Raw genomic sequence first — 11,687 nt, 5'->3', positions numbered from 1 at the left:
GTTATTTTTTTGCGAGCAGCTGGCTGAACAGCCGGTGTTCGCAGTCTGCGTCCGCGCAGTTTTCGCAAACGCCCGTCCAACGTATCGGTTCAGGTTGCCGCATATGTGCAGCCAAGGCGTCTAAACCCATGGCCTGTGCGCGTAGCGCTGCGGCATACAGCGCATGCGTGAAGCGTTCAGCCCCTTGGCCATAGACCACTTGAAATGCGGTGTGTTGATGCGCGAGGATTTGTCGCAGCGCTTGATCAGTTCGGTCTTGTGCCACAGACGCCGCTGGCGTCAGGTCAAGCCCACAGAGCAACACAATGTCGTCGGGGGCGAGCTGTTCGGGGGATGGGGCGTCGATCACGGGCAAGTCAATCTGCCGTGCTGTGAAATAGGCACTGAAGGCGTGTGTGAGCTGCGATTTGCCCGTCTGGGGCGCGCCAAGGATGGCGATACGCATGGGGTTAGCGTGCGATTTGCACGAAAATTTCGTTCGGCTTGACCATGCCAATTTCAGAGCGCGCACGCTCTTCGACCATTTCCAGCCCGTCTTTCAAATCATGGAGTTCGGCGCTCAGGCGGTCGTTGGCCAAACGCGATGCCGCATTTTGTTGCTTTTGGTCTTTGAGAACTTGGCGCAAGCGCATCACGTCGGGCACACTGCCGCGACCCAGCCACAGCTGGCCTTGCAGCACGAGCAGCAAGGCCAACAAAATCAAGTGGAGAGGTCGCAGCACAGGTGGGACTTAACGCAGGTTGTAAAACGCAGCGCGGCCTGGGTACACCGCCACGTCGCCCAAGTCTTCTTCGATGCGCAAGAGTTGGTTGTACTTGGCCATGCGGTCAGAACGGCTCATCGAACCGGTTTTGATTTGACCCGCGTTCAAGCCCACAGCGATGTCGGCAATGGTGCTGTCTTCGGTTTCGCCCGAACGGTGGCTGATCACGGCGGTGTAGCCTGCACGCTTGGCCATCTCGATGGCTTCGAACGTTTCGGTCAAGGTGCCGATTTGGTTGATCTTGATGAGGATCGAATTGGCGATGCCTTTGTCAATGCCTTCTTTGAAAATCTTGGTGTTGGTCACGAACAAGTCGTCACCCACGATTTGCACTTTCTTGGCCAAGCGGTCGGTCAACACTTTCCAGCCGTCCCAGTCGTTTTCGGCCATGCCGTCTTCGATGCTGATGATGGGGTACTTGTCGCACCAGGTGGCGAGCATGTCGGTCCACTGTTGGGCTGTCAATTGCAAGCCTTCGCCAGACAAGTGGTACTTGCCGTCTTTGTAGAACTCGCTGGCCGCGCAGTCCAAACCGATAGCGATTTGCTCACCGGCGGTGTAGCCCGCAGCGGCAATCGCGTCCAAGATCATTTGGATCGCGGCTTCGTGGCTGGTGACGTTAGGGGCAAAGCCACCTTCGTCGCCCACAGCAATGCTCATGCCTTTGTCGTGGATGATTTTCTTCAAGGCGTGGAACACTTCAGCACCGTAACGCACAGCTTCGCGGAACGAGGGGGCGCCCACGGGGATGATCATGAACTCTTGCAGGTCCAAGTTGTTGTTGGCGTGTGCGCCGCCGTTGATGACGTTCATCATGGGCACAGGCAATTGGTTGCCATTCATGCCACCGAAGTAACGGTACAAAGGCAAGCCAGACTCTTCAGCCGCAGCACGTGCTACAGCCATCGACACGGCCAACAAAGCGTTGGCGCCCAGGCGGCTCTTGTTGTCGGTGCCGTCGAGGTCGATCAAGGTTTTGTCGAGGAAGGCTTGCTCAGAAGCGTCCAAGCCCAACACGGCTTCGGAAATTTCGGTGTTGATGTGCTCAACCGCTTTCAACACGCCTTTGCCGAGGTAGCGGCTCTTGTCACCGTCGCGCAGCTCAATGGCTTCGCGGCTGCCCGTGGAGGCGCCAGATGGCACAGCGGCACGGCCCATGGTGCCGGATTCCAGCAACACATCACATTCGACGGTGGGGTTGCCGCGGCTGTCCAAAATTTCGCGGGCGACGATATCAACGATTGCGCTCATTTTTCTTCCTAGTTTCAAGTTTAAAAATCAAACACCTTCAACGGCAATCAAGCGCATGATGGCCGCGCCTTCGCGGGCAGCACGTGCTTTGCCGTATTCGGGGGAGTGGTAAAAGGCCTTGGCAGCTTCAAAGCTCTTGAACTTCAAAACCACCACACGCTCAGGAACCCAATCGCCTTCGAGTACTTCCACCTGTCCGCCGCGCACGCAGGGTTCTGCGTCATGCGCTTTGAACGCAGCGGTCGACCACTTGCGGTACTCCTCGTACTGCTCGGGGTTGGTGACGCGAACGTTGGCGATGATGTAACCCGATGGCATGGTGCTTCCTTGTGGATGCGCGTTAAGCGCCGAAGTCGTTTTCGAGAAAGGGGTTCTTCTTGGTCACGGCGTCGAGCTGCACCAAGGTTTCTAGCAAAGCCTTCATCTTGCCCAAGGGCACCGCGTTCGGGCCATCAGACCAAGCCTCTGAGGGGCAAGGGTGTGTTTCCATGAACAAGCCAGCAACACCTGCCGCCACACCGGCGCGGGCCAACACGGGCACCATTTCGCGGGCGCCACCACTGCTGGTGCCTTGACCGCCAGGTTTTTGTACCGAATGGGTCACATCAAACACCACGGGCGCGCCGGACTTGCGCATTTCAGCCAAGCTGGTCATGTCGGCCACGAGGTTGTTGTAGCCAAAGCTCACGCCGCGTTCGCAGGCCAAGAAGTTGTTTTCGGGCAGGCCGGCTTCGCGTGCAGCGTCGCGGGCTTTGTCGATGACGTTCTTCATGTCCCAAGGGGCCAAGAATTGGCCCTTCTTGATGTTCACCGGCTTACCCGATTGCGCCACGGCACGGATGAAGTCGGTTTGGCGGCACAAGAAGGCGGGGGTTTGCAACACATCGACCACGCTGGCCACAGTTTTGACTTGCGAATCGTCATGCACATCGGTGAGGATGGGTAAATGCAATTGGCGGCGCACTTCGTCGAGGATCTTCAAACCTGCATCCATGCCCACACCGCGTTTGGTGTTACCAGACGAGCGGTTGGCTTTGTCGAATGAACCTTTGTAGATCAACGGGATGCCCAAGCTCGTGCAGATTTCTTTGAGCTGGCCGGCCACGTCAATGGACATTTCCAAGCCTTCGATCGAGCAAGTGCCTGCGATCAAAAAGAAAGGTTGGTTCAGGCCAACGTCAAATCCGCAAAGTTTCATGGGGTGTCCTGTGTTGTGAAAGTTAGGCTTTGGCCGAGGCTTTGTGATCCAACGCCGCTTTGACGAAGGCGTTAAACAACGGATGGCCATCCCATGGGGTGGATTTGAACTCGGGGTGGAATTGAACGCCCATGTACCAAGGGTGGACAGTTTGTGGCAATTCAACGATCTCGGTCAATTGCTCGCGCTGGGTCAAAGCCGAAATCACCAAGCCTGCTTTGCGCAGCGTGTCGAGGTAGTTCACGTTGGCTTCGTAGCGGTGGCGGTGACGCTCGGTCACTACATCGCCGTAAATCTTGTGAGCCAAGGTGCCGGGCGCCACGTCTGAGCTTTGCGCTCCCAAGCGCATGGTGCCGCCGAGGTTGGAGCTGGCCGTGCGTGTTTGGATGCTGCCATCCGCATCTTTCCACTCGTTGATGAGGGCGATCACGGGGTTAGGGCCATCGGGCACAAACTCGGTGCTGTTGGCGTCTGTGAGGCCCGCCATGTGGCGGGCGTATTCGATGGTGGCCACTTGCATACCGAGACAGATGCCGAGGTAAGGCACTTTGTTTTCACGGGCGAATTGGGCAGACGAAATCTTGCCTTCCACGCCGCGAATGCCAAAGCCGCCAGGCACCAAGACCGCATCAAATTTGTCGAGCTGGTTGACGTTCTCAGGCGTGATGAATTCAGAGTCGATGTACTCAATCTTCACGCGTGCATGGTTCTTCATGCCGGCGTGGCGCAGTGCTTCGTTGAGTGACTTGTAGCTGTCCGACAGGTCGACGTACTTGCCCACCATGGCGATGGTGACTTCTTCTTTCGGGTTGGCCACTTCGTGGACCAAATCGTCCCAGCGTTGCAAGTTGGCCGGTTGCGCGTTGATGCGCAACTTCTCGCACACCAAGCGGTCCAGACCTTGCTCGTGCAACATGCGTGGCACTTTGTAGATGGTGTCCACGTCCCACATGGAGATGACGCCCCACTCAGGCACGTTGGAGAAGAGGCTGATTTTTTGGCGCTCTTCTTCAGGAATTGGACGGTCAGCACGGCACAGCAGGGCGTCGGCTTGGATGCCGATTTCGCGCAGCTTTTGGGCGGTGTGTTGGGTGGGCTTGGTTTTGAGTTCGCCAGCGGCGGCAATCCAAGGCACATAGCTCAGGTGCACAAACGCGGTGTTGTGTGGGCCGAGTTTCAAGCTCATTTGGCGAGCTGCTTCGAGGAAGGGCAGGGACTCGATGTCGCCCACGGTGCCACCGATTTCAACGATGGCCACATCCACCGCTTCAGGGGTGCCATAGGCTGCACCACGTTTCACGAACTCTTGAATTTCGTTGGTGATGTGTGGGATGACTTGCACCGTTTTGCCTAAGTAGTCACCGCGACGCTCTTTGTCGAGCACGCTTTGGTAAATCTGGCCTGTGGTGAAGTTGTTGGCCTTTTTCATGCGCGTCGTGATGAAGCGCTCGTAGTGGCCCAAATCGAGGTCGGTTTCTGCGCCGTCTTCGGTGACGAACACCTCGCCGTGCTGGAACGGCGACATGGTGCCTGGGTCTACGTTGATGTAGGGGTCCAGCTTGATGAGGGTGACTTTGAGGCCGCGCGATTCGAGGATGGCGGCGAGTGAGGCGGCTGCAATTCCCTTACCAAGGGAAGAGACAACACCGCCAGTGACGAATACAAATTGGGTCATGCCAGATCGGGAGTCTGATCTCCCGGTAGGTGGAAATCGAAATTATAGGCGCTCTGCTACATTGCGAGCCATGTCTGATCTGTCAAATAAGCACATTGTTTTGGGTTTGAGCGGGGGCATCGCCTGCTATAAAGCGGCCGAGCTGTGCCGTGCTTTGGTCAAAGCCGGGGCCACGGTTCAAGTGGTCATGACCGAGGCCGCCGCCCAGTTCATCACCCCTGTCACGCTGCAAGCCTTGTCGAACCGCGCTGTGTATGTTTCGCAGTGGGATGCACGCGAGCCCAACAACATGGCGCACATCAATTTAAGCCGTGAGGCCGATGCCATTCTGGTCGCCCCAGCCAGTGCCGACTTCATGGCCAAACTGCTGCATGGTCGTGCGGACGATTTGCTCAGTCTCATGTGTTTGGCCCGCCCGATCGAACGGGTGCCTTTGATTTTGGCGCCCGCAATGAACCGCGAGATGTGGCAGCACCCCGCGACCCAGCGCAATATGTCCCAGCTCGTCGCGGATGGCGCACATGTGCTGGACGTGGGGCAGGGCGAACAAGCGTGTGGCGAAACGGGCGACGGTCGCATGCTGGAGCCAGAAGAAATTGTGGAAGACCTGATTGCGTTCTTCCAGCCCAAAGTTTTGGCTGGCCAGCATCTGCTCGTCACGGCAGGCCCGACGTATGAGGCGATGGACCCCGTGCGTGGCATCACCAATTTGTCCAGCGGCAAGATGGGCTTTTCCATCGCCCGTGCTGCGCGTGAAGCGGGCGCGGAGGTGACGTTGGTGGCTGGTCCCGTGCATTTGCCTACGCCGCGTGGCGTATGGCGTGTGGATGTGCGCTCTGCCTTGGATATGCAAGCCGCAGTGGCGACGCATGTCGATGCCGCTTCTGTGTTCGTGGCGACCGCCGCTGTGGCGGATTGGCGCGTTGCTGATGTGGCGGGGCAGAAGATTAAAAAAGACGGCTCAGGGCAGTTGCCACAACTGAATTTTGTGGAAAACCCAGACATCCTGGCGGGCGTGGCGCAATCTGCCCGTGCCAAAAATGGTGATTTGTATTGCGTAGGTTTTGCGGCTGAGAGCCATGATTTGCTCCAACACGCCACCGCCAAACGTGAACGCAAAGGTGTGCCGCTGCTAGTGGGCAATATTGGCCCCGCCACTTTTGGTTTAGACGACAACGCCTTGCTCTTGGTAGACGCGCAAGGCGCAAAAGAGTTACCGCATGCCAACAAGCTCACGCTCGCGCGTCAGTTGGTGGCTGAGATCGCGCATCGTTTGACATCTGCGTAACGCTGGCGAATCCCTGCGGCATATTGGCGACTGGTCGCTTTTTAAATTCTCAACATTCTGTTCACTCAAGTCATCATGAAACTCGACGTCAAAATTCTCGACCCCCGCATGGCAGAGCATCTGCCGCAGTACGCCACGCCCGGTAGCGCTGGCTTGGATTTGCGTGCGTGCTTAGACGCGCCCATCACGCTGGAACCCAATGCATGGCAGCTGGTGCCCACGGGCATTGCCATTCATTTGGCTGATCCCGCTTATGCCGCACTCATCTTGCCGCGTTCTGGTTTGGGCCACAAACACGGCATCGTGTTGGGCAACTTGGTGGGCTTGATCGACAGCGATTACCAAGGCCAATTGATGGTCAGCGCTTGGAACCGCAGCACCGTGGCGTTCACGCTAGAACCTATGGAGCGTTTGGCGCAACTCGTCATCGTGCCTGTGGTGCAAGCGCAATTCAATGTGGTGAATGAGTTTGCCGCCGCCAGTGAGCGCGGTGAGGGCGGTTACGGCTCCACGGGTAAAAAGTAACTCAGTGCAGCAAGCCGCCACCTGGCGCTTGGGGTTCGATTTTGAAAAACCCATGTGCCCATGCTGCCGCGTTCTTGCTCTTCTTGCGTGGCTTCGCGTAACGAGGCCACCTGAAGGTGAATGCGAATCGCGATGCCGGCTAGCGGGTGGTTGCCATCTAACACCACATGCTCGGGATAGAGGTCGGTCACCGTGTAGAGCAAGTCTTGCGGTGCGTCGGGGTTGCAGCCTTCAGGCAAGGCATGCCCTTCGACCGTGTGGCCTTCTTCTAATTCTTTAGGAAAGCGCGAACGCGCTTCCAAGAAAACCAAGTTTTCGTCGTAATCGCCAAACGCTTCTTCGGGTTCGAGATGCAGGTCGATTTGTGCGCCCACGTCATGACCGTGCAGGGCTTCTTCGATTTTTTGCAGCAAGTCATCCCCGCCGAGCAAGAACTCAATCGGTTCGTCTAATTCGTCGAGCACCTCGCCTAAGGTGTCTTTCAAGGTCCAAGTTAAGCCGACCACGCAGTGTTGGGTAATTTCCATAGGGCAAAATTGTCGCACGATGAATGTGAACAAACCCCTAACTCTTCTTGGTGGCATCAGCCCAACCGAGTTCATGAACACCTATTGGCAACGCAAGCCGTTGCTGGTGCGCCAAGCTTTTCCCGAATTCAAGGCTTTGTTGAGCCGTCCCGAGTTGTTTGACTTGGCAGAACACGCGGAGGTTGAATCACGCTTGGTGATCGGTGACAACGATGGGCAACGCGCATGGGACATGCAGCGCGGTCCGTTCAAGCGCCGAGCCATTCCCAAGCTCACCGAGCGCGATTGGACTTTGTTGGTGCAAGGCGTGGATCTGCACGATGACCGTGTGGCCGCGTTGATGCAGCAATTTCGGTTTGTGCCTGATGCCCGTTTGGATGACGTGATGATCAGTTACGCCACCGACGGCGGCGGCGTGGGGCCACACTTTGACAGCTACGACGTCTTTTTGTTGCAAGCGCATGGTCAGCGTCGTTGGCGCATTGGTCGCCAAAAAGACTTGTCTTTGGTGCCCGACATGCCCCTGAAGATTTTGGCCAATTTCAAGCCAGAACAAGAATGGGTGCTCAACCCTGGCGACATGTTGTATTTGCCACCGCGCTACGCCCACGATGGCGTGGCAGTCGGGGAATGCATGACCTATTCGGTCGGTTTCAGAACGCCACAAATGGGTGGCTTAGCGCGTGAGCTGCTGATCCGAGTGAGCGAAGAGGCTGAAGATGCCGTCGGTTGTGAACTTTACAAAGACGCCGATCAAGCCGGGGTGACCAAGCCTGCGGCCATTCCAGAAGGTTTGGTCGACTTTGCCAAATCAGCGCTGCAACGCGCGGTCAACGATCCGCTGGCGTTGCCCCGTGCCTTGGGCGAGTTCCTGACCGAGCCCAAAGCCAATGTGTGGTTCGAGGCAGGTTTGCCGCCAAAAAAGCTCAAAACTGTGCATTTAGACAGACGAAGCCGCATGATGTACGACAGTCATCATATTTTTCTCAATGGTGAAAGTTGGCGCGCTGCAGGCAAAGATGCCACATTGATGCGTAAATTAGCGGACGAACGTTGTTTGAACGAAGCATCGCTCGCGACCGCCAGTGCCGATGCTTTGTCTTTGCTCAATGACTGGTGCGACGATGGCTGGCTGCACGCGAATGCGCAGGATGCCCCAAGATGACGCAGAGCTGACGCGCTTTCTGCACCAGCTCAGGATTTACCCCTATAATTGAAGGCTGAGTTAGAAGGGCTCGAGTCCATCAGCTCGGTCATGGTGAAAGCCATGGCAATTTTCGAAAATTGTTTTATCCCCCTCCCTTTAAGGAAAATTGACATGAAAAAATCGCTCCTGTTGGCGACCCTCCTGGCTGCTGCTGCTCTCGTTGCTTGCGGTAAAAAAGAAGCCCCTGCTGTTGAAGCCGCTCCTGCTGCTCCAGTTGCTGCTCCTGCTGCTGAAGCTTCGGCTCCTGCTGCTGACGCATCTGCTGCCGCTCCTGCTGCTGAAGCCGCCAGCAAGTAATTCGTCTTCGGATGAATGCAAAAGCCACCCTCGGGTGGCTTTTTTCATGGGCGATTGAAAATCAAACGTCAATCCATCCGCTGCCACCAATGGGATTTGCCACATCAATGTCTAGTGGCATACAACCCATGACCTCAGACAAACAGGCACGGGCCAGTTCTGGTGTGTTGTTGCGCTCACTCAGGTGGGCGGCGAGTACGTGGTTGAGGGCGCTGTGTTTGATTTGTTGGAGCAAGTCTGCGGCTGCATGGTTGGCCAAATGCCCCCACGCGCCGCCCACGCGCTGTTTGAGAAAGTTGGGGTAGCTTGATCGCTGGAGCATGTCGGGGTCGTGGTTGCTTTCGAGCAATAACGCATGACAGCCTTGTAAGGCCGCGACCACATGCGGTGTCACGTGCCCCAAATCGGTGACCACGCCCAATTGACGATCACCATTGGTGCACCGCAACTGCAAAGGCTCGCGGGCATCGTGGGGCACGGTGAAGGGCGAAATTTGCAATTCCCCGCATACCAAGGTTTGTCCATCACGTACTTCTTTGACCCACGTCTGCAAGGGCAGCCAGTGTGGGTCTTGAATTGCCAGCCAAGTGCCTCGGCTCATCCAGATGGGGGTGTTGTGACGTTTGACCAAGCTGCGCGCACAGCCAATGTGATCGCCGTGCTCGTGGGTGATGAAGATGGCATCTAAGGCTTCAATCCGCGTGCCTGCCTCTTCAAGGCGCGTCTCTAGATCACGCAGGCGCAGGCCGCAGTCAATCAATAAGCGGGTGGTCTGAGCGCCACTCTTGGCCTCGACCAAGGTGGCATTGCCTGAGCTGCCGCTGCCCAGGCTTTTAAAGCGCAGCATGACGCGGGGTCATCTGAGCTAGGTGCTCAGCGCAGATCGTCAGACAACAATTTCAGGATGCGTGCCGCAATGGGCGCATTGCCCGTGGTTTCACCTGTGGCGGTGTGAACGGTCACCTGAGTTTGTGCCTGATTGGATGCGACGCGAATCTGATATTTCACCGGACCCGCTTCAGGCGTCGAGGCACTGAACAACTTGGTGAGGAAGCCTTTTTCCTCTTTTTCCGCCGTATCCACGTAACGCACAAAGTAAATGCCTTTGGCGCGGTCGCGGTCTTCTACGGTGAAGCCTGTGCGGTCCAGTGCCAAGCCCACACGACGCCATGCCACGTCAAACGAATCGGGCAAGGTCAATGTGCTGGTGCCACCGCTGTTGACGATCGCCATGGAGGCCGTTGTGGTTGTTTTGCTGGCCAAGATCGATTTGGTTTGCTCTGCAGAAACACCCAGCTTGACCATCAAGCGGCTCAAAAACTCAGCTTCCAGTTCGGGATCGCTGGGGGTGGCTTGCCACATGGTGCGTGTTTTCGAGGCGTCGGTGTACTCTTCGCTCATGCCGCGGTGGGTCACATAAATTTCAACGCCACCCGCGTTGTTGCGCTCTAAGCGTGTGCGAAATTTGTCGCGCGTACCCGACGAGTACAGCCCGTTGAAAACTTTGCCCAAGGTGCGTCGGATGAAGTCTTGTGGAATCTTGGCGCGGTTTTCAGCCCACTCAGTTTCCAGCAAGCCCAGTTGTTCTTGCTCGACGGTGTAGGTGAAACCGTTTTCTTTCCAAAATGCTTGTGCAATCGGCCACACCGCTTCTGCTGGGCGGTTGACCACGAGCCAGCGCTGGCGGCCATCACGCTCCAAACTCACATCGTTGATTTGTTTGACCGCGGTGGTCGGCAATGCCGCAGCTTGAGGTGCGGACATGTTGCTGGCCAGGACCGAGCCGCCGGGGACGGTATAACGCGTGTCGCGGGCCAGTTGTGTCAAGTCCGGTGGGATGTCCAGCGGCACGATTTTGGCCGTGCCGTCGGATTTGTAGTTCACCTTGTCGGTGTCCATCAGTGAGCTGCATGCGCTCAACAAACCCAAGGCCAACCAGATGACGCCAGTACGCGTCAAAGAAGAGATAAGCGTCACAGCGAAAGCCTTTGTGTGTGTCAAATCAAACCAGCAGCGCGCAGAGCGCCTTCAACCACGGGTTCGTTAGATGGGGTGAGTTCGGTCATGGGCAAACGCAAGGTGGGGCCGCACAGGCCCATGCGTGTCATCGCCCATTTCACGGGAATTGGGTTGGCTTCCACAAACAGGTGCTTGTGCACAGGCATCAGCTTGAACTGAATCTCCATGGCACGTTTGACGTCGCCAGCCATTGCGGCCACGCACAACTCGTGCATCAAGCGCGGCGCCACGTTGGCGGTGACGCTGATATTGCCTTGGCCGCCACAGAGCATCAACGCCACAGCCGTGGGATCGTCACCCGAATAAACCGCAAAGCCTTTGGGCACATCGCGAATCAGCCACTGAGCACGTTCGATGTTGCCGGTGGCTTCTTTCATGCCAACGATGCCTGGCACTTGGGCCAAACGCAACACCGTGTCGTGCGCCATATCGGCCACGCTGCGACCGGGGACGTTGTACAAAATGACGGGCAAATCCACGGCTTCTGCAATGGCTTTGAAGTGTTGGTACTGACCTTCTTGGGTGGGCTTGTTGTAGTAGGGCACCACTTGCAATTGGCAATGTGCGCCTACTTTTTTAGCAAACTTAGCCAGCTCAATCGCTTCGGCTGTTGAGTTGGCGCCGCAGCCCGCCATGATGGGGACATGACGTTCGGTGTGTTTGGCGGCTTGTTCGACCGACACGCGGATGATTTCGCAGTGTTCTTCCACATTCACGGTGGGCGACTCGCCGGTCGTGCCCACGACGCCGATGCAATCGGTGCCTTCTGCAATGTGCCAGTCGATGAGTTTGCGCAGAGTGGGGTAGTCAACGCTGCCGTCTGTGTGCATGGGGGTGGCCAGTGCCACGATGCTGCCGGTGATAGGTGTCATGTCCGCAAGTTCGGTCGGGGTAAAAGGGTCATTCTAGCCAGTGCTTCAACGGGTTTTGCCGAGA

The 11,687-nt window shown here is 56.9% G+C and carries 13 protein-coding genes and 1 pseudogene; 4 read left to right on the top strand and 10 right to left on the bottom strand.

All coding sequences use genetic code 11. The features are described from left to right. Position 1: 1 nt before the first annotated feature. Genes RMS95_RS13880 through RMS95_RS13855 form a run of 6 tightly spaced genes read right to left on the bottom strand, consistent with a single transcriptional unit; the run spans position 2 to position 4,888 of the window. The gene (locus RMS95_RS13880) at positions 2-445 is read right to left on the bottom strand and encodes a hypothetical protein (RefSeq protein WP_310646788.1); all 444 of its coding nucleotides are present in this window, start codon (positions 443-445) and stop codon (positions 2-4) included. A 4-nt stretch (positions 446-449) separates the two neighbouring features. Then, complete coding sequence (gene ftsB / locus RMS95_RS13875; RefSeq protein WP_310646787.1) at positions 450-722, bottom strand: cell division protein FtsB; 273 nt, start codon at positions 720-722, stop codon at positions 450-452. 9 nt (positions 723-731) lie between these two features. Next, entirely contained in the window at positions 732-2,015 is a 1,284-nt protein-coding gene (gene eno, locus RMS95_RS13870; RefSeq protein WP_310646786.1) for a phosphopyruvate hydratase, read from the bottom strand. 27 nt (positions 2,016-2,042) lie between these two features. Then, a complete protein-coding gene (locus RMS95_RS13865) occupies positions 2,043-2,333 on the bottom strand; it encodes a DUF1330 domain-containing protein (protein ID WP_310646785.1) in 291 nt (96 codons plus the stop codon). 22 nt (positions 2,334-2,355) lie between these two features. Further along, positions 2,356-3,213: a 3-deoxy-8-phosphooctulonate synthase gene (kdsA, locus tag RMS95_RS13860; RefSeq protein WP_310646784.1), complete on the bottom strand. Its 858-nt coding sequence runs from the start codon at positions 3,211-3,213 to the stop codon at positions 2,356-2,358. A 22-nt stretch (positions 3,214-3,235) separates the two neighbouring features. Beyond that, positions 3,236-4,888 carry a CTP synthase gene (locus RMS95_RS13855; RefSeq protein ID WP_310646783.1) on the bottom strand — a complete coding sequence of 551 codons (1,653 nt, stop codon included), beginning with the start codon at positions 4,886-4,888 and terminating at the stop codon, positions 3,236-3,238. 70 nt (positions 4,889-4,958) lie between these two features. Here RMS95_RS13855 and coaBC point away from each other — a divergent pair, with 70 nt between their 5' ends. Continuing rightward, entirely contained in the window at positions 4,959-6,176 is a 1,218-nt protein-coding gene (coaBC, locus tag RMS95_RS13850) for a bifunctional phosphopantothenoylcysteine decarboxylase/phosphopantothenate--cysteine ligase CoaBC (RefSeq protein WP_310646782.1), read from the top strand. Between the two features lie 75 nt (positions 6,177-6,251). Beyond that, positions 6,252-6,701 (top strand): dUTP diphosphatase, encoded by a 450-nt coding sequence (gene dut / locus RMS95_RS13845; RefSeq protein ID WP_100132050.1) that lies wholly within the window; start codon positions 6,252-6,254, stop codon positions 6,699-6,701. Position 6,702: 1 nt separating this feature from the next. On the opposite strand, the pseudogene RMS95_RS13840 reads toward dut, so the two are convergent. Next, positions 6,703-7,228 (bottom strand): annotated as a pseudogene (locus tag RMS95_RS13840) (peptidylprolyl isomerase). A 19-nt stretch (positions 7,229-7,247) separates the two neighbouring features. On the opposite strand from RMS95_RS13840, the gene RMS95_RS13835 reads away from it, so the two are divergent. Further along, positions 7,248-8,393, top strand: a complete 1,146-nt coding sequence (locus RMS95_RS13835; protein ID WP_310646781.1) for a cupin domain-containing protein — start codon at positions 7,248-7,250, stop codon at positions 8,391-8,393. Between the two features lie 153 nt (positions 8,394-8,546). Beyond that, positions 8,547-8,732 carry a hypothetical protein gene (locus RMS95_RS13830; protein ID WP_310646780.1) on the top strand — a complete coding sequence of 62 codons (186 nt, stop codon included), beginning with the start codon at positions 8,547-8,549 and terminating at the stop codon, positions 8,730-8,732. A gap of 61 nt (positions 8,733-8,793) precedes the next feature. Here RMS95_RS13830 and RMS95_RS13825 read toward each other — a convergent pair whose 3' ends face one another. From RMS95_RS13825 to dapA, 3 genes are read right to left on the bottom strand one after another with little or no spacing between them, the layout of a single operon-like run. Continuing rightward, entirely contained in the window at positions 8,794-9,579 is a 786-nt protein-coding gene (locus tag RMS95_RS13825) for an MBL fold metallo-hydrolase (protein WP_310646779.1), read from the bottom strand. Positions 9,580-9,605: 26 nt separating this feature from the next. Next, on the bottom strand, positions 9,606-10,700 hold the full coding sequence (gene bamC, locus RMS95_RS13820; protein ID WP_310646847.1) for an outer membrane protein assembly factor BamC: 1,095 nt from the start codon (positions 10,698-10,700) through the stop codon (positions 9,606-9,608). A 29-nt stretch (positions 10,701-10,729) separates the two neighbouring features. Further along, positions 10,730-11,623, bottom strand: a complete 894-nt coding sequence (gene dapA, locus RMS95_RS13815; protein ID WP_310646778.1) for a 4-hydroxy-tetrahydrodipicolinate synthase — start codon at positions 11,621-11,623, stop codon at positions 10,730-10,732. Positions 11,624-11,687: the final 64 nt, after the last annotated feature.

The sequence above is a fragment of the Limnohabitans sp. genome (assembly GCF_031539175.1).
Classification (GTDB): domain Bacteria; phylum Pseudomonadota; class Gammaproteobacteria; order Burkholderiales; family Burkholderiaceae_C; genus Limnohabitans.
Note: the sequence above shows the minus strand (reverse complement) of the source record. Positions and strands in the feature narration are given on the sequence as shown.

Coding starts and splice junctions, on each gene's coding strand:
- coaBC (WP_310646782.1), top strand. CDS start 4,959: ATGTCTGATCTGTCAAATAAGCACATTGTTTTGGGTTTGAGCGGGGGC.
- eno (WP_310646786.1), bottom strand. CDS start 2,015: ATGAGCGCAATCGTTGATATCGTCGCCCGCGAAATTTTGGACAGCCGC.
- kdsA (WP_310646784.1), bottom strand. CDS start 3,213: ATGAAACTTTGCGGATTTGACGTTGGCCTGAACCAACCTTTCTTTTTG.
- RMS95_RS13865 (WP_310646785.1), bottom strand. CDS start 2,333: ATGCCATCGGGTTACATCATCGCCAACGTTCGCGTCACCAACCCCGAG.
- RMS95_RS13835 (WP_310646781.1), top strand. CDS start 7,248: ATGAATGTGAACAAACCCCTAACTCTTCTTGGTGGCATCAGCCCAACC.
- RMS95_RS13855 (WP_310646783.1), bottom strand. CDS start 4,888: ATGACCCAATTTGTATTCGTCACTGGCGGTGTTGTCTCTTCCCTTGGT.
- RMS95_RS13880 (WP_310646788.1), bottom strand. CDS start 445: ATGCGTATCGCCATCCTTGGCGCGCCCCAGACGGGCAAATCGCAGCTC.
- RMS95_RS13825 (WP_310646779.1), bottom strand. CDS start 9,579: ATGCTGCGCTTTAAAAGCCTGGGCAGCGGCAGCTCAGGCAATGCCACC.
- dapA (WP_310646778.1), bottom strand. CDS start 11,623: ATGACACCTATCACCGGCAGCATCGTGGCACTGGCCACCCCCATGCAC.
- RMS95_RS13830 (WP_310646780.1), top strand. CDS start 8,547: ATGAAAAAATCGCTCCTGTTGGCGACCCTCCTGGCTGCTGCTGCTCTC.
- dut (WP_100132050.1), top strand. CDS start 6,252: ATGAAACTCGACGTCAAAATTCTCGACCCCCGCATGGCAGAGCATCTG.